This is a genomic window from Pseudomonas qingdaonensis (genome assembly GCF_018398475.1).
Classification (GTDB): Bacteria; Pseudomonadota; Gammaproteobacteria; order Pseudomonadales; family Pseudomonadaceae; genus Aquipseudomonas; species Aquipseudomonas palmensis.
Genome location: NZ_CP074676.1, coordinates 4,957,542 through 4,976,855 on the forward strand (window position 1 = coordinate 4,957,542; position 19,314 = coordinate 4,976,855).

General features: G+C 54.2%; 15 protein-coding genes and 1 pseudogene. 2 read left to right on the forward strand and 14 right to left on the reverse strand.

Annotated elements, in window-relative coordinates; translation table 11 throughout:
• Positions 1 to 5: 5 nt before the first annotated feature.
• The 13 genes and pseudogenes from KH389_RS22625 to KH389_RS22685 form a co-directional block, all read right to left on the reverse strand.
• A complete protein-coding gene (locus tag KH389_RS22625) occupies positions 6 to 353 on the reverse strand; it encodes a metalloregulator ArsR/SmtB family transcription factor (protein WP_213606277.1) in 348 nt (115 codons plus the stop codon).
• Positions 354 to 451: 98 nt separating this feature from the next.
• Positions 452 to 1,150, reverse strand: a complete 699-nt coding sequence (locus KH389_RS22630; RefSeq protein WP_123752874.1) for a Rossmann-fold NAD(P)-binding domain-containing protein — start codon at positions 1,148 to 1,150, stop codon at positions 452 to 454.
• 41 nt (positions 1,151 to 1,191) lie between these two features.
• Positions 1,192 to 2,049 carry an SDR family NAD(P)-dependent oxidoreductase gene (locus KH389_RS22635; RefSeq protein ID WP_213606278.1) on the reverse strand — a complete coding sequence of 286 codons (858 nt, stop codon included), beginning with the start codon at positions 2,047 to 2,049 and terminating at the stop codon, positions 1,192 to 1,194.
• A gap of 62 nt (positions 2,050 to 2,111) precedes the next feature.
• The gene (locus KH389_RS22640; protein ID WP_213606279.1) at positions 2,112 to 2,957 is read right to left on the reverse strand and encodes an SDR family NAD(P)-dependent oxidoreductase; all 846 of its coding nucleotides are present in this window, start codon (positions 2,955 to 2,957) and stop codon (positions 2,112 to 2,114) included.
• A 58-nt stretch (positions 2,958 to 3,015) separates the two neighbouring features.
• Positions 3,016 to 3,585 carry a TetR/AcrR family transcriptional regulator gene (locus KH389_RS22645; RefSeq protein ID WP_213606280.1) on the reverse strand — a complete coding sequence of 190 codons (570 nt, stop codon included), beginning with the start codon at positions 3,583 to 3,585 and terminating at the stop codon, positions 3,016 to 3,018.
• Between the two features lie 143 nt (positions 3,586 to 3,728).
• Positions 3,729 to 5,174 (reverse strand): DUF6765 family protein, encoded by a 1,446-nt coding sequence (locus tag KH389_RS22650; RefSeq protein WP_058540834.1) that lies wholly within the window; start codon positions 5,172 to 5,174, stop codon positions 3,729 to 3,731.
• Between the two features lie 247 nt (positions 5,175 to 5,421).
• Positions 5,422 to 5,655 (reverse strand): hypothetical protein, encoded by a 234-nt coding sequence (locus KH389_RS22655; RefSeq protein ID WP_043860445.1) that lies wholly within the window; start codon positions 5,653 to 5,655, stop codon positions 5,422 to 5,424.
• 1,087 nt (positions 5,656 to 6,742) lie between these two features.
• The gene (locus KH389_RS22660; protein ID WP_213606281.1) at positions 6,743 to 8,899 is read right to left on the reverse strand and encodes an AAA family ATPase; all 2,157 of its coding nucleotides are present in this window, start codon (positions 8,897 to 8,899) and stop codon (positions 6,743 to 6,745) included.
• 867 nt (positions 8,900 to 9,766) lie between these two features.
• On the reverse strand, positions 9,767 to 10,426 hold the full coding sequence (locus tag KH389_RS22665) for a hypothetical protein (RefSeq protein ID WP_213606282.1): 660 nt from the start codon (positions 10,424 to 10,426) through the stop codon (positions 9,767 to 9,769).
• A gap of 272 nt (positions 10,427 to 10,698) precedes the next feature.
• On the reverse strand, positions 10,699 to 12,930 hold the full coding sequence (locus KH389_RS22670; protein ID WP_244988657.1) for an AAA family ATPase: 2,232 nt from the start codon (positions 12,928 to 12,930) through the stop codon (positions 10,699 to 10,701).
• A gap of 205 nt (positions 12,931 to 13,135) precedes the next feature.
• A complete protein-coding gene (locus KH389_RS22675) occupies positions 13,136 to 13,873 on the reverse strand; it encodes a hypothetical protein (protein ID WP_213606284.1) in 738 nt (245 codons plus the stop codon).
• 102 nt (positions 13,874 to 13,975) lie between these two features.
• A pseudogene (locus KH389_RS22680) lies at positions 13,976 to 14,473 on the reverse strand (integrase domain-containing protein); the annotation flags it as partial.
• Positions 14,474 to 15,368: 895 nt separating this feature from the next.
• Complete coding sequence (locus KH389_RS22685) at positions 15,369 to 16,697, reverse strand: tyrosine-type recombinase/integrase (protein ID WP_213606286.1); 1,329 nt, start codon at positions 16,695 to 16,697, stop codon at positions 15,369 to 15,371.
• A gap of 336 nt (positions 16,698 to 17,033) precedes the next feature.
• On the opposite strand from KH389_RS22685, the gene KH389_RS22690 reads away from it, so the two are divergent.
• Positions 17,034 to 18,242: a site-specific integrase gene (locus KH389_RS22690; protein WP_213606288.1), complete on the forward strand. Its 1,209-nt coding sequence runs from the start codon at positions 17,034 to 17,036 to the stop codon at positions 18,240 to 18,242.
• A gap of 20 nt (positions 18,243 to 18,262) precedes the next feature.
• On the opposite strand, the gene KH389_RS22695 is transcribed toward KH389_RS22690, so the two are convergent.
• A complete protein-coding gene (locus tag KH389_RS22695) occupies positions 18,263 to 18,853 on the reverse strand; it encodes a hypothetical protein (protein WP_213606289.1) in 591 nt (196 codons plus the stop codon).
• Between the two features lie 93 nt (positions 18,854 to 18,946).
• Here KH389_RS22695 and KH389_RS22700 point away from each other — a divergent pair, with 93 nt between their 5' ends.
• Entirely contained in the window at positions 18,947 to 19,147 is a 201-nt protein-coding gene (locus tag KH389_RS22700) for a helix-turn-helix domain-containing protein (RefSeq protein ID WP_213606290.1), read from the forward strand.
• Positions 19,148 to 19,314: the final 167 nt, after the last annotated feature.

The window sequence follows — 19,314 nt, forward strand, 5'->3', positions numbered from 1 at the left end:
CTGGCTCAGCAGCAGACAGCAGCACGAACGGGGCGCCCGTCCATGTTCTGCAAGCGTGTGGTGTTGTCCTTGAGCCAGTCGGCATTGGCGCGCAGCGTCACCTGCAGCAGGTCGTGCACCCAGCCGGGCAGTTGCGGGTTGAGACGGTAGTACACCCACTGCCCCTGGCGACGGTCGAGCAGCAGGCCGCTGGTACGCAGCTGCGCCAGGTGACGGCTGATCTTGGGCTGGCTGTCGCCCAGGGCACACATCAGCTCGCACACGCACAGCTCGCCCTGCTCTGCGATCAGCAGCGCAGCGCGAGCGCGGGTTTCGTCGGCCAGGCTCTTGAACAGCTCGGGTGGGGTAATCATTGTGGACGGCCCTTACATATGGATAACCGAATATACGGATATCCATATGTTATCTGCAACCGGATTTTTCAGCGCCTGCCATCAACCTCCCCAGCGCGTCACCCGCCGTTGGGGGCCGGTTTTTCGCGCAAGGCCGTGTGGTAGATCTGCGCCGAATCGAGCACGGGCTGGGTGGCACCATGGCGGGCGATCGACAGCATTGCCTGGCCGATGACCTCGGTGCTCAGCACCTTTTCGGGCAACAGCGCACGCGCCAGGCTCAGCAGCGGGCCGGTGAGCCGGTAGAACACGCGGTACGCGCGGGTTCTGGAGGTGGCCCCATGCAACGGTTGAATCACCGCCGGGCGCAGGATGTGCACGCGCCTGAACGGCAGGCGCAGCAGGCTGTTCTCCGTCATGCCGCGCACCCGCGCCCACATCGTCGAGCTGGTTTCGCTGCTGTCGGCGCCCGCCCCGGAGACGTAGATGAAGGTGGCATGCGGGTTGAGCTCGCACACGCGCTGGGCCACCGCCAGGGTCAGGCGGTAGGTCATGTGGGTGTACTGCGCCTGGGTCATGCCCGCCGCCGAAACGCCCAGGCAGAAGAAACACGCATCCACATCGCGCAGGTCGTCGTCGAGCAGCGTGGACGGGTTATCGGCGAAGGCCGGCCTGACCACCTGCCGGAGCTTGGGGTGCTGGGCGTTCAGGCGTGAGCGCCCGATCAAGCGAACGGACTCCACATCCTGCGCCGCCAGGCATTCGCGCAGCACCCCGCTGCCGATCATGCCGGATGCACCAAAGATCACTATGTTCATGGCGTAGGCTGGCCTCGCTCAGTTTGAAGGGTGCGCCGGCTTCATGCCGACGGCCATTGCGGCGGTGCCGTGCCGAAATCGGCCGCGAGGCTGACCGGCTTCCAGCGCTGCATCGCTTCGCTGCGGGCGGCCTCTTCCACCTCGACCACATACAAGGCGTCCGACCCCAACAGTAGACGCGACGGCAGCCCTTCACGAGCGGCCAGCGCCACGATCAGCTGTGCAATGCGCTCGGGGTCGCCCACTTCGTTGCCCACGTAGGACTCGATCAAGGCCTTGAACGCGGCCATCGACGCCATGTAGTCCGGGGCCAGCTCGGTGAGCGTGCTGCGGGCCTGGTGGCCCCAGTCGGTACGCATGCCGCCGGGCTCCAGGGTGCACACCTGGATGCCGAACGGCGCGACCTCCTTGCCGACCACGTCGCTGAACCCGCCCACGGCCCATTTGGCCGCCTGATAGGCCGACAGGCCCGGGCTTGCGATGCGACCGCCGGCCGATGACACCTGAAAGATATGGCCGCGGCCCTGGGCGCGCATCACCGGAATGGCCGCACGGGTGAGGTTGACCACGCCGAACAGATTGGTCTCGACCTCGGCGCGAAAATCATCGGTGGGGATGTGCTCGAACGGCTGGATATGGCCGAAGCCCGCGTTGTTGACCAGCACATCCAGCCGGCCAAAACGGCGCACGGCCTCGCCCACGGCGTGCCTTGCCTGCTGTTCGTCGGTCACGTCCAGTTCGAACGTGGCCAGGTTGGCGCCGTACTGCGCCTGCAGCTCGACGAAGCGTGTGATGTCGCGTGCAGTGGCCAGCACCTTGGCGCCGCTGTGCAGCGCCGCCTCCAGAATGGCGCGCCCCAGGCCTCGGGACGCACCGGTAATCAACCAGACTTCAGACATGATCATTCAACCTTTTCAACGCGCCGACCGCAGCGCATGGGCAACATAAAAGAGGGGACTGCTCACTCGGGCCGAAAGCCGGCCTTGCCTTCCAGCATCACCGACTCGGCAAGCGCCTTCTGTGCCTGAATGTCCGCCAGGCTGCGGGCATAGCCGGCCTCCAGCGCCGCATAGGCATCCCCGCCGAGCACGGTGCGCAGCGGCGGCTTCTGCAGCTGGCTGAGGGTGTAGATGGCGTCGGCCATTTTCAGCGGGTCGCCCGAGGCGGTGTCTTCGCCATGCTGTTCGATCCACCCGCGCAGGTTGCCGACCGCACTGCCCTTGTAGGCGTCGAGCTGCTCGGTCCAGCGGATGTTGGCCACGAAGCCGGTCTTGATCGAGCCTGGCTCGATGATCAGGGTGTTGATGCCGAACTCGGCCAGCTCCTGCGCCACCGCTTCGGCGAAGCCTTCCAGACCGTACTTGGCCGCGTGGTACAGCGAGCCGCCCGGGTAGGCGGTGCGGCCGCCGACGCTGCTGACATGGATGAAGGTACCGCGCTGCTGTGCGCGCATCGCCGCCATGAAGGCGCGGGTGACCTGTATCGGCGCCATCAGGTTGAGCGCGATCTGCTGCTCGACTTCGGTGTCGGTCATCTCTTCCATCGCACCGATCACCGCCCCGCCCGCGTTGTTGACCACCACCTCCACATCGGGATGGCGGGCGGCAACGGCGCGTACCTGTTCGCGGTCGGTCACGTCGAGCGCTTCCACATGAAGGCGCTTTGGATACGCCTTTTGCAACGCCTGCATCGCCTCGACCCGACGCACTGCGGCGACCACGGTATGCCCCTGGGCCAGCGCCTTTTCGGTAAGGGCCAGGCCCAGGCCACCCGAAGCACCGGTAATGAACCACTTTTGAACAGCCATGAAGATACTCCTGTTACAAATTGTGAGTGATTAATCACTCAGTTAAAAGGCAAGGCTTTTACGCCGTAATGGCGCGCCACAGCATATGGAAGCCCAGCTGGCGGTGGCCGTCGGCCTCCTCCGGGGACTTCTCGATGTGTTCGATGGTGGTGGTGGCGATACTCTCGATCACGGAAGAAATGAAGCTGATCGGGGCATCGATCAGCACGCCGTCCTCTACCCCGCCCTCCATCGTCCTGGACACGGCCTGGAACGGCTGCGCGCCCAGTGCGCGGGTGTCTGCGGTCACCTGCCCCGACGCCGACAGCCGTGCCAGCACCACGCGCTCCAGGGCATTGTTCAGGCCCCAGCTGACATAGCGATTAAAGATGTACTCCATGCGCTGGCGGTAGTCGGCCTGGGCCGGGAAGTCCGACATCATGGCCGTCACCAGGCTTTGCTTGAGGTGCAGGTAGAGCTCCTGGAACAGCACCTCCTTGCTGCTGAAGTAGGTGAACAAGGTGCCGTCGGCAACCCCGGCGCGCCGCGCAATGCTCGACGTGCTGGCCATCACGCCCAGCTCGGCGACTGCCTGCATCGCAGACAACAGCAAGGCTCCACGTTTTTCGGGGCTGAGGGGACGTGCCATGGAGGGAGGTTCGCTTAAGAAGACTGAGTAATCAGTCAACTATATTCCTGACCCTTGGGCGAATGCAAGGGGCGGATGCCGCGACGGTGCCGAACGGCAAACCCCCGGCATCGCGCCGGGGGGTTGATAGCCGTTATCCGGCGCTACTCGAACAGGTTCACGATGGCATCCGACAACGTACTCCGCTGCCGCGACCACGAGCTTGTGAAGTGATAGATATCGTTGGCCTGAACGTAGTGCTTCACGAACTGGAAGTGATAGTCGGCGGCAATCTGGAACAGGTACAGATCGCTTTGGATATTAACGTAGTTGGTGCCGAAACGATGGATCTCGGTACTGATCTGGACCATGCCCTCCAGAACCGCATGGGTGTCGGGCTCCAGGTCCACATTGATTTCCGAACTTGGCTTTTCGGTAAGAATGCGCTTCCAGGCGAGCTCCGAACTCTTTCTTCCCGAGGTGCCCTTGGTAAGGTCGCAGGGGGCCTCGATGGCCTGGCGGGCTTTGCTCATTTCGTCTTTGATGCGGTCATCCAACTGCAACTTCCTGCCTGTTTTTACCTGGCAAAACAAACTGGTCAACTCGAGCCAGGCGGATTCATATTCCTTGGGGTTATCGCGCTCGACCATCTGCTTGGGGTTGGACCAACAAGGCTTGTACCTGAACTTGGCGAAACTGTAGTCGGGGAAGTGCCCGAGCCAGCCGTGGCCCAGATAACTGGTACCGCTGGGGGCCGCTTCGAAGTTGGGGTTCGCGAACGGCACGCCCTTGGTGTCGGATGATTTCAGGACTTTCCTGTTCCAGTTTTTCGACGAGCCGTCCATGTAATAGATGGCCTGTGGGCCGTAGCCCATCTTGGACCATTCCCAGGAGTCCGGGTCGTAGTCCGCATCCCAGTAGGTGTTCATCACGTTGTCGAGGCCGCAGTGGTCCTGGTGGGCCCAGGTGTCGGCGATCACATGCGCCCTGACCCCCAGCAGGATCAGCCTGAACCTGCGTAGCACGTCTGCGCGATTGTCCTTCAGCACCTCTGCCCCGCCGATGGCCAGGCTGATGATCTTCTCCAGCCGGTCGTCATCGGTGGCGCAGAGCACGGCATCTTGAACAAGCCTGCGCGAGAGTGCGCTTTGCGGCCGGTTGAGCATCTTGCCGTATTGCAGATCCTTCACCTTGCTGGCGTTGTACTTTCTGAGTATCTGCTCGCCGCCGAAGGTGTCGCGCTTGATGAACTTGGGCAGGTAGTTGGCCACTTCAGCGCCATGGGTTTCTTCTCGGCTGGGCGTACCGGCCGGGTCATTGTAGTTGCCGGGGATGAAGTGGTACGAGCACCACAGGCCATCTTCAGGCTCCCCCATAGTACCCAGCAGCCCGCCCTGGTAGGTGTAGCGAGGGTTGTCCATCTTGGCGACGACGTTGTACTTGGCAGATTTTTGGGTGTCGCTGACCAGGCTCCAGTAAGAGGCATAGGTGCTCTCGCTGAAGAAGTCGATGAAGTTGGCTGCCTTGGCAATAAGGGTTGCATCGTCCTTGTTGAAGCCGCCACACAGTGCTGAGTGGTAAGTACCGTAGAAGTGAAAATCCTGATCCATGCCGCTTTCCCCTAAACAGTTTTTGTTTAACAAAAAAAGACCGCAAGGGTTTATAGGCAGGGATACGGATAGTGTCAAATAGCCATCAGCAAGTGATAATTGTTATTTATATTAATTGCCATTGAATTGCAGGAAGAGGCTTAAGTGTGCTTTTTCGGAATTGATTAAAGGTCCGTTTGATAGGACTTTGATAAGCCGCGCCTAATCTGTGGCGCGGCATATCCAACGCTTTACAACCCTAATTTTCTCAGCCGCCCTCACCCGCCATTGAATCTTCAAGTTCAAGCAACTTGCCACACTGCTCACTGGCAAGCCGGCTGATGATCCGGATGGCCTGATGAATACCTGCTGTGTTGCGGAAGCTCAGTTGCGGGTTGTGTTCACACTCCAGCACTTCGTCATGTTGAACGAGCGCTTCGCCGAGCAATTCGAGGGTCCAGGCGTAGCGCTGGAGGATAGACAGGCGCTCAAGGTCAATCATGAGGATTTCCGCCCTGTGACTTGTAGCTGGCCTGCGTGAAGATGGAGTAGAAATGGTGCGTGGAATACGCCGCCGGCGTACCGAGGCGGAGAGCGGATGCGAGGATCCTGCTCAGAATGCGGATAGGCATGCATGAGACTCCAAGTTTGATTTTGGAGCTACCACGATCCTTCCTACGGGATTGGGTGGCAGCTGTGCATGGGGTAGGAATACCGGGAAACTTGGAACCCGGCCAGGCCGAAGCCTGCCCACGCACAGCCGCCATGACACGTCACAGCAAGCGAAAAAAAACGCCAGCCGTTGTGATGGGGGCGCCTAGTGCATGCGCCAAGTTTACCAGCAGGTTCCTACACCTGATCGCAGATTTTTCTGCGACTGGAGGAATTTATGCCTCGTGGGATCGATTCGCAAGCGCTGAGGCGGGCGGAAATTTCCTAGAATTTTGAAGGAAGGGGGATCAAAAAACTGATTTCCTACAACCTGGATGTACGGTGTCTTCTTGCGGCCAATTTACTTTCCGAACTCCAACATTAAAGAGACAAAACGAGACAGGCAGAAACAACAAAGCCCGCACTAGGCGGGCTTTTCAGGACGTTTCGTAGACAATCATATACTTCTGGAAACTGGTCTTTGGTGCGGAGACAGACGGACGGTTGTTGGCTGTGAGGGCCCGGTTTTCGCGGGGCTGGAATTTGGTGGATTTTTTGGTGTACCTCATAGGGTGTCTATAAACAAATCAGCTAGTTATGGCTATCAGTGGAATCGAATCGGGACTTGTGACGATCCAGTGAGAGCTGAGCTCGCCTTCTTCAAATGCTAGGTGAGGAACGGCAGAAAATGGCCAGAAGTGGACATGGGTGTCTACAAAAGCCATGCCCAACGCGCCCTATCTGGCATCACGGGACGGCACAAGCCTAATAACAAGACTCCCCTCCACCAATACCCCAGTGGCAACTTTCAGCGCCTGCGCTGCTCTCAAAAAAATTCAGGAATGATGCAGGTTGGACTGGCACTCGCTCAGAACTTGCGTGAGTAGCCATGGGACCGAGCATTCGCCTCATTTGCGAATGCCAGGCCCAAGACAATTTTACTTGCTCATAGCCTGGTAGTGTTCAGCATATCCACACTCCTCAAAAATCAGCCTGAGGCCGTCTTTGAATACGTCATGATCAAATTCCTTTATGTCAAAAATATTCTGGCCCAAGGAATGAGACTCTCGATTCATATACCTGTAGAACGTCGTAAATTTATCCGTCGACAAGGCTGGCTTCTGGAAAACGTTGTTAAAATCCTTCTTCTGAACAAAATTGAAAAAGTACTCGACAATATTCCGCATACAGTTCGCAATCAGCGCGGGTGGTGAGGCTTGATCTTTTATGATTGACCAGTATGATTGATAATCGTTCTGAATCTCCTCATACTTCATCGGAATCACGGAGCTTCCATTCGTATTTTTGAGGACTCTAAAGAGATGTTGAGTTTTCGCACGATTCTCCTTATTGGTATGCGTTAACTCATAGAAGAAATACAAGCTGTGAGTCAATACGAAGACTTGCTTGTAGAGATTATCGTTAATAAAGTACTTTTTAATCAATTGACCGATATTGAACACATAGAGATGAGAAAGACTGGAAATTGGGTCGTCAATTACTACGACTTTGGCTTGAGGTACCGCTTCAGCGGTCTTCTGCCCTTTGCAAAGTTCCATGAAGTATAGAAAGCTAATGACCGTTTTCTCGCCCTCGCTAAGCGAGTGAAACGCATTCGCCTGATCAATTGCCCTTGAAACTCGATAAAAATCATCCCCGTATGGCACGACAGAAAAACCATCAATGCCTATCTCTACTAACCCAGCGTTGATGTTATCAATCGATTCTTCAATATTGACCGTTTGTTTCCTAAGAGCGGCAAGATTACTATTAGCCACCGCCACATCTGAATTTATCTTAATGCCATCTTGACGGATTTCTTTTGCCTTGACACTAAGTTCAGAAGCTGACTGCGAATAAGCAGAAATTGTTTGGTCATAATCCCATCGCATCAGAGCCCAAAACCGCGAACTGATGTCATCCAGAGTCTTTTTCTTGTTCGCCAGTTTGACGTTATGGGCATCGATCAGTTCGTTCAGACCGCCGATTAATTCATTGATCGTGTTGGCGGTAGATTGTGTATCTGTGAGAGCAACCGGCGTGCTTGGACTTTTGAGCTTATTGCCGATGAGAAGAACGTTTTCGCGGATTGACGCCTTCAGAGCTTCGCATGCGATGCTCCAAGCGTCCACAAGCTCCTTGCTGGCAAGCGGAGAGTTTGAAATATCGTAAAGATTCAGGCTGGAGGTCAGCGTTTCATATCTTGTCTTGTATGACTCCAGCTGATTAACATCCAGTTCATAGGCCTCATCGAATACTTGTCTGATCGAGTCGATGACTTTTTGAGTAATCGTCTCCTGCTGACAAAACGGGCAGGCTTGAGGACCCTGATCATCTTCAATGTACCGAAGCCCTTGCTTTACCCAGTCCGAGTTTCCGGCCTTGGATATGAACTGAGCAACTGAACCCTCCTGACTACCAACGATGATCTTGGACCAGAGCGAATCCTCTTCAATTCCAAACCAGCCAGCCGAAAGTGGTGGGATTTTTGCGAACGGAGCTGCACCCTCACCCTCGATTGACGAGGCCTCGGCCTTCAAATCATCAGCCGTATAACCAGGTGCGGCCTCCGGTAACGGCAGACCAATAATATGCTGAAATAGAGGTTCCGTCTTTTTCAAACCATCCAAACAGAATTCCAGAACACGGTCACCACCTGCGAAATTAGTTTTAATTTCCCAGACTTTTTTGCTCGCCTTGGATTTTTCTTGGTCGAGTGCAGTGGAATTTTGAGTCGCAAGATCTGAGTTGGCCTGCTGAGCAGCCAGATGCTTCTCCAGCTCTTTGGTTTCAACTTCGATTTGCTGGAGTGCAACCTTGTTCTCTTTCGAGAGGGTGAAAATGCCTCTTAAATTATCCTCCTCGTAAAAGTAGTCATTCAGGAAGCTTTGGTTGTAGACCAAAATTTCACATGGCTGGCTAGTTTTCAGGCTGCATTTAGCGAACCGAGGATCAGTTTGATTGTACAAATACTCAGAGATGGTGCTCTTTCCTGCACCGTTCAGCCCATAAATCAGGGACGTTTTGTTGGTAGGTGAGAGGGTAGATTTGGATTTGTAGCTAGTAACGCCATCGATGTTCAATTCCGTGATCACAACCTGACTCCTGAGTGTTAAGTGGCTTTGCGCCATCTCTGTCGGCGACCACGAGCATAGGCGAGCACAGAAACGCCTGCCACATCGACCTTAGGCGAGTGGTATCAAAGCACTTCGGGTTACGTCGCTGAGCAGCCCAGAAACCGATGGGAAGCTTTGGCCGGCGTCTGCGGGCAGGCCTTGGCCTTGAGCGTGACGAATCACCCAAGCCCACCTCCACTGGCCACTTTCCGCACAACGGCTATGAGTATTCTGGCTGACATCCTGATCAAGTTCGTACACATCACCCCTCACCGACAAAAAAGTGGACAGGTTTATTGTCCTGCGGCTCATCGGGAGAAGGATCTGGTCACTTTCGGCGTCTACAAGCTCGGCTTGGGCAGCTTTCGAATACTGTAAATTAAGTTGCCATAACGAAAAAACCCGCCACAAGGCGGGTTTTACGGGGACTCCAAAGATTCTGGTAGCCTTCGCTGGAACCTGAATTGGTGCGGAGACAGACGGACGGTTGTTGGCCGTGAGCGCCCGGTTTCCGCGGGACTGGAATTTTGTGGTTTTTTTGACGTACCTCAAAGGGTATCTATAAAAAATCAGCTAGTTATGGCTTTCGGTGGAATCGAATCGGGAATTTCGGAGGCTTCTCCCACCCACTTTAAATGGTACGTAAGGAACGGCAGAAACCGACCCATAGCCGCCTTTCGCGACAGGCACCTAACGGCCAAAAGCAGCCCTTCGCGCAGAGCTGCTTCTTTAAAAAAGAAATCTCGCCACTCTATGTTGGTTGCGCCAGCCCCGTTAGAGCAGCCGACCACCAAGAGCCTTGGTGACCGTTATTTGTCGGGCAAGATGCACGTCATGAAGTTTAAACTATTCAAACTTGAATAGATTTTGAATGCGCGCCTTCTTCCGCTCTGTAAATATTAAGAACATTTCATTTGCGCAGAGATGAAGGTCTTTATATTTCGCGAGAACTGGTCCATCAGGTAGCTCATCCCTGTAATAAGCGTTCAGCATGCCTAAATGTTCAAAATGAAGAGTCATGTAATCATGCATCTTATGCATGAGGTTCGTATGTATAGCTTCAGCATCTGGCTTCAATGAAGCCCCCCAAAAGGGAAGCTCTGACCTAGCGGTATGAAGCTTTTTCATTGTCGAAGAGGTCGTACCAATAGCTTCGCCCAGTGCATTTATAACTTTCATTGCAGCTTCTTTGCCTGGCAAAAGCTTTGGATTTAATGGTGTTATTCCGCATATGTCAAAATGGACTTGCATTATTATATCTTCAATTTCCGCCAGTAGTGAAGCATATCGCTTAACGGAATTATACGCATCTTCCTTTATTTTTCCTGAGTGCCAGTTTGCATAGGTCGTAAATGCTAGTATCAGGCCTATAAACGCAATTACAGCCGACACTATGTCCGCCCAGTTTGGAGGCTGTATACTATTAATTTTCTCGGTCGGAGTGAAGTAGTATGCGGTAGAAACAAATAGCATGCCGAAGAAAATTATATATCTTACTACTTTCATGCTTAATCCTTGCTTTTAGGTTTTAAATGGCCGTTACTGTTCGAAAAGGTTAGTCGAGACTGGCTGCTCTCGCCTCATTGCTGCTTTTCCTAGATGCCTGCCTTCGGCCAAATGTGGGCAGCAAAGTTAGGGACGATTCAATATCAGTATCACACTTCATACGAATGCAACGCAGGAGTGTACTTAATGTGGCAGTTTGTGTTCCGCATAAGAGTAATTGCATAGATGTGTAAAAACAGGGCTCTGATTCTGCCAGAACCCTATGGAGCTACTTACTTTAACGCTGCGTTTAAGGCCTCAAACAATGCTGAAAAGCGTTGAATCACCTCTTCCTCAACGTTCTCTGGGACGTCCGATGTAAACGCCGCGGCGACGGCATAGTGATTATATCCAGGGGTCTGTCTCACCTTCACCCCTTCGCTAGCGAGGTATTTCTCGACTCGCTGGACGATTCGATCTCCTTGCGGCAAAGCAGACTCAGCTATCATTGCGCCCTTCAACTCCTTGGCAAAGGCTTTATTAAAGAACTCCAGATATGTAGGGACGTCGAGCAAATCCTCCAAATCGGAAGCTGTAGTGTTTTTGCCAATATTTGCTACGTCTCTAAACTGTGAAAAATTGAAAACTTGTTTCTTGTTCAATAGCTTTTGCTGCACCAGCGAATCAAGTTTCTGGTCAGGCCTTCCGTTGTAGTCGTGCAAGACGGCAAACTTCAACCCATTACCGTTTAGTAACGAAATGAATGTCGCCACATTGCTCAAGCCGCCTACAGGAACAATCGTGATGTTGGAGTTCAACCCTTTGCCGCCAGCGCTCTCAACAACCTTAGACATAGCTTGAAGCAGCACGAGCTCCGATACGCCTTCCACAAGAAGATTGTGCTTGGCGATAAATAGGTTTTGAGCAATATTCCACCCCAGCGCCGCTTGCAGGGGGAAAATAGTCCTCGCATCAGAACCCGAGAGATTATCTGAAATTACAGTTCCGACGTTCGGTCTGTCTTCTACGACCCTCACCTGATGGAGACGATCAGAATTAATCATGAAAGGTGAATGCGTTGTATAGATCACCTGATGGGATTTGGCCAAATGGTCAATGTAACGGAGGAAATCGGTTTGGGCCAAGGCATGCAGTGCCAGCGCAGGCTCATCGAGCAGCAGGATGAGTTGCGAGTGAGATTTGGGGGCTTTTAGCTTCAACTGATCCTGTACGCTATCAAACCAGACCAAGAAACTGAAAAACCAAATAAAGCCTCGGCTGCGCTGATCAAATGGTGTTGATACACCGCGGTGTCGTCGATTACGGATCCGAAGGTAAAGGTTAGGACCATCATTAAATGGCGCCGCATCCTTAGAGTCTTGGCGAATATCTACCTCGACTTCTAAGTCTTCGTTCTGCTTCCAAAAATTTAAGACCTGATCGGTCAGGTTGATGGAAACCGCTTCAATTTGCGCTTTCAGGTCTTCATAAGATGCAGCCCCGTCGGAGAAATCCTCCAACCGCACATCTGCCATACGTAACAGAGCCAGTACAGCCTGATGCTTAGGCTCTATCTGCTTGTGAGCATTTGTGGGATCGCTTTTGGCAGCAGCTAGGCGCGCTGCCAAATTTTTGAGATTCAGCTTACCAGGCAGCAGATCATAATCGCTAAAATAGAGAAATTTTGGGATCTTGGGGCTGAGTACTTGCCACGCTTCGTATGTACAAACTGATCCCCAACTATCCGGCTTAGCCTTCACGCGAGATTCTATTTGTGCCTGCAGTGCTTTATCAGCTTCATTGATATCGGCAACCTGCTTTAAAGCACTGTTTGCGCTGGTGAAGCTGTAAGCATTACTCAGCGCAGTTACGACGCCCGATGACAGACCTGTAGTTTCTGAAAGTTTTTTAAGAACTGCTCTATCCGATACATTGATGCCTATCGTTCTATTGCCGCTGTATTTGTGCGAGACGCTGAATTCGAACCCCCCACCAAGCGACGCCCCTAAAGCCTGATTGACCTCAGCGAGTTCGTCTTCACTTATTCTATAGACCAGCGTAACAGCCACATCGGGAGACTCTTCATGGCGCCGCTTGTAAACCGCGAGGTCTTTCCGTGGATAATCATCTGTCAGGCTGAATTCTTCATTGTCTAGCGCATCATTGGCTTTGTGAAGCGCTTTCAAGAAAACAGTCTTTCCTGCCTCGTTCATCCCCACCAACACGGTGGTTTGTGGATCAATTTCAACGTTTTGTTGTTCGTTAATCGAACGAAAGGGGCCCACTTGGGCAGATATCAACTGCATGCCGACTTTTCCTTGTTGATCACAGTTTGAAAATACGGAAGGTATGTCAAACCTAGCGACGGCGTCCATACTGTTGTCGCTCACTGCAGCGTCATCTCTTCCCTTTATCCTCCTCATTTCGATCGCGATGGATGCTGACGACCATGCAAATGGTTGTGCGGTGCCCCAAGCCTCGAATCCTCTTTCTTGAGGCCCACTATCAGGCATACGAGAAAGCACGCATTCAACCGTTCTCAGGGACGTAACGCCATTGTGTTGCTGGTGGGGGCTACGGGTATGAAGGGCTTCGAGCCTGTCTATACCCAGTCAAAACGTGTGATCCCTGCGTTGACTCAGGGTTTGGCCGGTAGCAGGACGCCGCCGGCGGATGGAAACGAGTAAGTAGCGGGCTGGGTGAAGAGGATATTTTCCCAGCTTTTAGCTACTACACCTCAATGAGTGCAACTATGTCCTCCTGGGGTATTGCTTGTCCGGTCCCTTTGAAGGTGTGGATGTGGTGGTACTCCCCGTCATCTGTAAACAGATAGTTCCAAAGTGATGCGCAATAGTCATGGATGTCGGTCGTCTTCCCTCTGAACTTGACCACGACGGGCTTCAGGTGCTCTTCGATTACACCTTTCAGATCTATAACTTTACCTCCCCCACATAGGCTGCGTGACCATAGATCCTGGATTGCCTCTGGAACACGGTAACGGATTCCGTCTCGGCTAGATCCGGCAGCTGCGAGGGTATTCCATGCCCACGGCCCAGTGCCATCAGCAGGGGACCCCTCAAGGCCGCTGCGGGTTTCCACTATGCCCTCGGCCACTCGTTTTATGAGCAACCGCTTTTCTGGGGGTACCCATTCGGCGATCTTCTCCATAAATCGCCCGACCCCATGCAATGAACCCAACAACCCTTCGTCAAACCACGAAGGACAGCCTCCATAGCTCGTGGAATGGTAGTAGCAGGCGTAAGGAATGTCATCGCGCGGGTAAGCCTTGAGCAGGTACCATACAACAAAGTGGAACTCCTGCTTCATGGTCCCATAATACGTCTGTGCGATCTCTCGCGGTTCCTCGGCTTCAAGCACTCTGGTGATTTCTTCAACTGAGACCGCGTATATCTCAGCAAGAGAGTTAATGGCGTCTTCTCTGCTGTCACAGCTCGGGATAAAGATCATTTCAGGCTCCCAGCCCTATCACTTCGAGGCCGGGAGGATATCAGGTTGGAAATTTACGTGTAAGTCAAGGCAGAGCCCTCCTCAAGGCCAGTGCGGCGGGCGGGTGGATCGTGACAATTGGACGATCGCGGCGGCCCGTAGTTGGTGATGGCGGCAAAGCGTATCGATGATCTGCCTCACCTGTTCACGGTCCTGGCCCTGAGGCACCGACTGTCGAACCCCGCTGCGTTGCATACCCAGCGCCTTGCTCGGACTGGGCAATTTCACGCACTGATCACCGCGAAGCGCCGCCATGGTCCTGTTAACACTGGATAGGCGGTTTTGTGCGGTGCTGACGGCGAGGTCACCGCGCCTAACCACGTCGCGCAGATACGCCGCATAGTCCGCCAGTACCTTCCGATCAATCTGCCGCGCATCATTGATACCCGGTCCCTGTTCGGAGCGGCACCACTTCACAAATGCCTGCCACCGATCACAGTGCGCCTTGACTGTGCCGTAGTGGCCGCAGCCGAACATGTCGTTAAGCGCCTGCGGCCCTGCGTAGCTCAATTGCCTGCCATAACCGAAATTGCGACCATCGCGTCTACCCACCAATGCCATGTCAGTCACCTCATCTTCCGATCTCCGATCCTCGCCCCACATCATCCCGCCAAGAATGCTGAGTGTTATCAGGGATCAAGGCCCCTGCGACCTGTGGGGATGTCCTCTAAACGCGGGACTGGCGGCTCCTTACGTCCGGGAGCAAGGGCATCTCATGATCTGGCCTCCTGAGCACCGTTACCGGTGGGCGGGTGGAGGCTGCATTGGCTGACGAGACCAGTGCCGCGAGATCCTGAGCCAGGTGCAAGCAGCAATGCGATGACCGGGGCATGCCTGACTGTCAGTCAGGTGCAGTCCATTCCCTGGTCTGCGGCACCATCATCTACATGGCTGTTGCTGGTGACATCGGCGTTTGTCACGCCGATTGTCACGAGGGGGAATGCCGCAAAGCCATGTGCGATCAGGGCTGCAGCAGTGGTAAACGTGCCCGTCTCTTTCCACAGAAAGAGACGGGCGCAGGTTGGCGCAATAGTCGGCCAAGCGGATAGGTTGCTGCAGGGCAGCACAGTACGGTGTAGCTGGCGCACGAGGGCCATGAGATTAGAGAGCATCCATCACCGGGGAGGTGACCGGGCGAGCTACCGGATGCGAATCGCCCTTGGGGAGAACCACCGCGGGAGCGGCTTGACCTTTAAGGTTCGGGTCACCTGGGGTGCTGTCATCGACAGCGCTTGCACGGCCAGTTCTACGCCTGTGGATAAACCCGGTCAAGGGTCGAAATTCAGCGCTAGTTGGGACGTGAAAGGCGGTTATCCACCGGTGGAATTCCGTGGTAAACCCCGGACAACGTCGTGGCTTTTAGCTTTTGAAAGTGAGGTCCATCCAAACAGGGCGGCTTTACAGCCCTGTTTGGATGGACCCGCGTGAAAGAGCAGACAGCGCCGATATTACAGGCTCACCCGCGATTGAATGCGCCATGGCCATTTGGCAAGGCGGTGACGTTGTCGCCTACCGGATGGGCAAACTCATGCGGAGTGACATGGCCCGATCTGTTGGCATCGATGTAGTTACTCCACCAAGCCATGATCAACCGACGCTGCTCCAGAAATTGAGCCTTGTGGATATACGCGGCGCGCACGCGGTTACGCTCCTGATGGCTCATCTGCCGCTCAATCGCCGCGTCCGTCCACAGCCCTGATTCGAGCAAGGCGCTACAAGCCATAGTCCTGAAACCATGCCCGCACACGTCCTTGGTGGTGTCGTACCCCATATTGCGCAGCACCTGGTTAACCGTATTCTCCGACAAGGGTTTCCAGTACCTGTGGTCACCGGGCAACACGAGTTCAGAGAAGCGATTCAAGCTGCGCAGCCGTTCAAGGATCTCGATGACTTGAGGCGACAGCGGCACTATCTGAATGTCCCCACTCATCTTGGTCCCGCGCGTGGAATAGCGGACGCCTTCAATCGGTTTTCGGGTATCGGGGATCTCCCACATCGCACGTTGCAGGTCGAATTCATCCCACCGCGCAAAGCGCAGTTCACTGGACCGCACGAATACATGCAGCGTCAGCAGCACTGCGAGCCGGGTCAGTTCGCGACCGGTGTAGTTGTCGATTCGATCCAACAGTTCAGGAAGGCGGTTTAGCGAGAGTGCAGGACGGTGCACGGTGCGCGGCGCTTGAATCGAGCCAGCCAGATCGAGCGCCGGGTTTTGAGTGATCTGCCGCGCCCGCTTCGCGCCCCGCATTATCGTGGATAGATAGTTCTGCACTCGCAGCGCGACATCCATGGTGCCGCGATCCTTGATTCGCTGGGTGACCTCAAGGAGATCATGGGTGTCGAGTTCAGCGATAGGCCGCTGGCCGATTTGTGGAAACACATGGGTACGCAACCTGCTCAGCACCGTCTTGGCGTGGCCCTCAGTCCAACGCCGAGACATTTCGACGTGCCACTCCAGGGCGACGGTTTCAAACAGAAGACTCGCCCGCTGAGCTGCGATCTTGGCCTTCTGCTTTTCTTCCATCGGATCAAGGTTGTCGAGCAACAGAGCCTTGGCCTCATCGCGCTTGGTCCTCGCGACAGCCAACGGAACAATGGGGTACTTGCCGATGATCAGCGTGCCTTCCTTGCCGTTGGGTTTGAAATACCGCAGCCGCCAAGTCTTCGAACCACTGGGTGCGACGTACAGGTACATGCTCCCGCCGTCGAACAGTTTGTAGGCCCGATCACGCGGTTTGGCCGTGCGGCATTTGAGGTCGCTGAGCGGAGTGGCTAGGCGTGGCATAGGGGTACGTTCTCCATTCAGGAAAGACGCTGTACCCCAAAAATACCCCCGGTTATTGGGGATTTTGTTGGTTCCCGACGGAGGGTCGTGGAAACGAAAAACCGGCCAAAAGGCCGGTTTAGAGGGCTTCCAAAGCATTCAGCGGAATGCAGTGGAGCTGGATGTGGTGCCGGAGACAGGAATCGAACCTGCGACCTTCGCGTTACGAGTGCGTTTTAGAGCTCATTAATTTTCGGCGCGCCCCAGTAAATACGGAGCCTCAATGTCTGGTTGAGTCCAGCGAGACAGCCCCGTATAGTCGTTTTTGCTGTCACCCTGCTGTCACAGACGCCAACCATGAAAACTAAGATCACAGCCAAAATCCTCGCGGGCATCCAGCCCCAAGAGAAACAATATCGAATCCACGACACAGCCCAGCCTGGCCTGTCGATCCGCGTGCTGCCCAGTGGCCACGCAAGCTACATGGTTAGCTGGGGTCGAAACCAAGCCGCCACCTTGGGCCGAGTGGGGATGATGACTCTCGATCAAGCAAGGACCGACGCGGCCCGCTGGCTCGCGGAAGCCCACGCTCATGGTGCCCCCCTGATAGCCACCCTGAACAAACGTCGCTCAGCACACACTCTACAGACCTACCTTGAGGAAACCTATTACCCCTGGCTAGAAACGCACCATAAGGCCCATCAAAAGACCCGCCACGTCATAGAGTACAGCTTCGTTGCTCTCATGGAGAAAGCCCTTACAGAAATCACTCAGCGAGAGCTGGAAGGTATGCGAGTTAAGTGGCTGGCGGCAGGCCTCAAGGATGCAACTGCTAATCGGAAATTGGCGGCGCTCCGCGGTGCTCTATCCAAAGCTGTCGAGTGGGGCATCATCGAGCAACATCCCATGGCCAAACTCAAACCAATGAGGCTGGACACCCGTGGACGGGTTCGATTCCTATCAGCGGAAGAAGAAAAACGCCTGCGCCAGGCCCTAGACGACCGAGAGGAGCGAATTAGGGCGGAGCGCGATAGTGCAAACAAGTGGCGCTTAGAGCGTAGGAAGGAGGAACTGCCTGACTTGAGGACTCGGGAATTTGCCGATCATCTGAAGCCGATGGTGATCATCAGCCTCAAAACAGGACTCCGTCGAGGGGAGTTATTCAACTTGACTTGGGCTGATATCGACTTCCAGCAAAAGACTCTAACGGTGGCCGGGGATGGTACGAAGTCCGACCAGACCCGGCATATTCCTTTACATGAAGAAGCCTTAAAAGCTATAAAAGCCTGGAAAGCTCAATCTAGTGGTCATTCTATAATTTTCCCAAGCCGAACCGGCGGCATCATGGACAATGTCAAAAAGTCCTGGGATAGTGTACTGAAAGCAGCAGAAATCAATTCCTTCCGCTGGCACGACCTACGCCACACATTTGCATCTAAGTTAGCAATGCAGAGCGTAGCGCTGAATACGATTAGAGATCTACTCGGGCACGCAGACCTGAAGATGACTCTTCGCTACGCTCACCTATCTCCAGACACCAAAGTAGCAGCTATAGATCTAATCTAGATGACTTACCACTTAGCTTTTTATTTTTTCTCTACCATCATCATATACTCTCTATACGAGGGGGATACCAGCTTGTTCTTGAATCGGAACTCCGCATAATCCTCTAGCGATGGCATCATATTATTGATAGCATTCAAGTCAACCTTGAAAACCCTATACTCGTCGGGATTTTTGATAACCCCCTCAGATTCGAGAAAAATATCTGTTTCACCAGAGAATGAATCTGGAGACCACAAGATGGCCTCGACAAGAAACTTATCTTTTGGGCTCAATGCTCTGTCTGCCAAAAAATACGTCCTCAGCTTTTTGAGAATTGGCTCATCAGGTATTTGAGCCAGTTTCAAGGCCTTCAGCAACGTCCAATCCTCGCCAGAAAAGCGTTCGTCGACAGCACCGTCAGCATCTGCCACGCAGCTCTCAGCAGCTTCAGCTATCAGATCTTCAAGCACCCGCGTTGACGTCTTCCCCATCGCATTCGCCAACCCTTCAAGGCAAGCCTTGGAGATTGCGCTAACGCGTAGGTGGATGGTTTCTGCTTTCTTTCTAACCGCCATGAATCTGCCCCGGACCTCCACGGATTTCAACAAGATTGCCACATCATAGACGGACACTCAACAAAAACGTGTTGACACAAATGTGGCACCACATTTACCGTGGCACCACTGAGGCGAAATTCGTCGCGTCAGGCTAAGCGGAGGCACAGAATGGATAGCAGTAGCTCCTTGAAACCGATCTCGGTTGGGGTCGATGAGGCGGCACGCCTGATCGGCGTCGCGAGATCCATGCTTTACGAAATGATCGCTCGTGGGGAGCTTAAGACCTTCAAGCTAGGTCGCCGGAGGCTCGTACAGGTGAAGACGCTGGAAGCATTTGTGAAACGCCAAGCTCAGGAAAACGGCCGGTGAGCATTCGAGTGCTGGGACAGGCAGGCTACGTTCTTGGCATTTTGGAACTCCCAAGCACCATCCTCCTATCAGACCTAGAAGTTCTTCGTCGCCTGGGGGCCCACAGGATTGAGGTAGTAGCCGTTAAAATCAGTAGCGCCAGTGATTAGCTGTGTTTCAAGAAGGCA

Bases quoted from the DNA above. Each gene is read 5' to 3' on its own strand.
- KH389_RS22625 (WP_213606277.1), bottom strand. From the start codon at position 353: ATGATTACCCCACCCGAGCTGTTCAAGAGCCTGGCCGACGAAACCCGC.
- KH389_RS22630 (WP_123752874.1), bottom strand. From the start codon at position 1,150: ATGAACATAGTGATCTTTGGTGCATCCGGCATGATCGGCAGCGGGGTG.
- KH389_RS22635 (WP_213606278.1), bottom strand. From the start codon at position 2,049: ATGTCTGAAGTCTGGTTGATTACCGGTGCGTCCCGAGGCCTGGGGCGC.
- KH389_RS22640 (WP_213606279.1), bottom strand. From the start codon at position 2,957: ATGGCTGTTCAAAAGTGGTTCATTACCGGTGCTTCGGGTGGCCTGGGC.
- KH389_RS22645 (WP_213606280.1), bottom strand. From the start codon at position 3,585: ATGGCACGTCCCCTCAGCCCCGAAAAACGTGGAGCCTTGCTGTTGTCT.
- KH389_RS22650 (WP_058540834.1), bottom strand. From the start codon at position 5,174: ATGGATCAGGATTTTCACTTCTACGGTACTTACCACTCAGCACTGTGT.
- KH389_RS22655 (WP_043860445.1), bottom strand. From the start codon at position 5,655: ATGATTGACCTTGAGCGCCTGTCTATCCTCCAGCGCTACGCCTGGACC.
- KH389_RS22665 (WP_213606282.1), bottom strand. From the start codon at position 10,426: ATGAAAGTAGTAAGATATATAATTTTCTTCGGCATGCTATTTGTTTCT.
- KH389_RS22675 (WP_213606284.1), bottom strand. From the start codon at position 13,873: ATGATCTTTATCCCGAGCTGTGACAGCAGAGAAGACGCCATTAACTCT.
- KH389_RS22685 (WP_213606286.1), bottom strand. From the start codon at position 16,697: ATGCCACGCCTAGCCACTCCGCTCAGCGACCTCAAATGCCGCACGGCC.
- KH389_RS22690 (WP_213606288.1), top strand. From the start codon at position 17,034: ATGAAAACTAAGATCACAGCCAAAATCCTCGCGGGCATCCAGCCCCAA.
- KH389_RS22700 (WP_213606290.1), top strand. From the start codon at position 18,947: ATGGATAGCAGTAGCTCCTTGAAACCGATCTCGGTTGGGGTCGATGAG.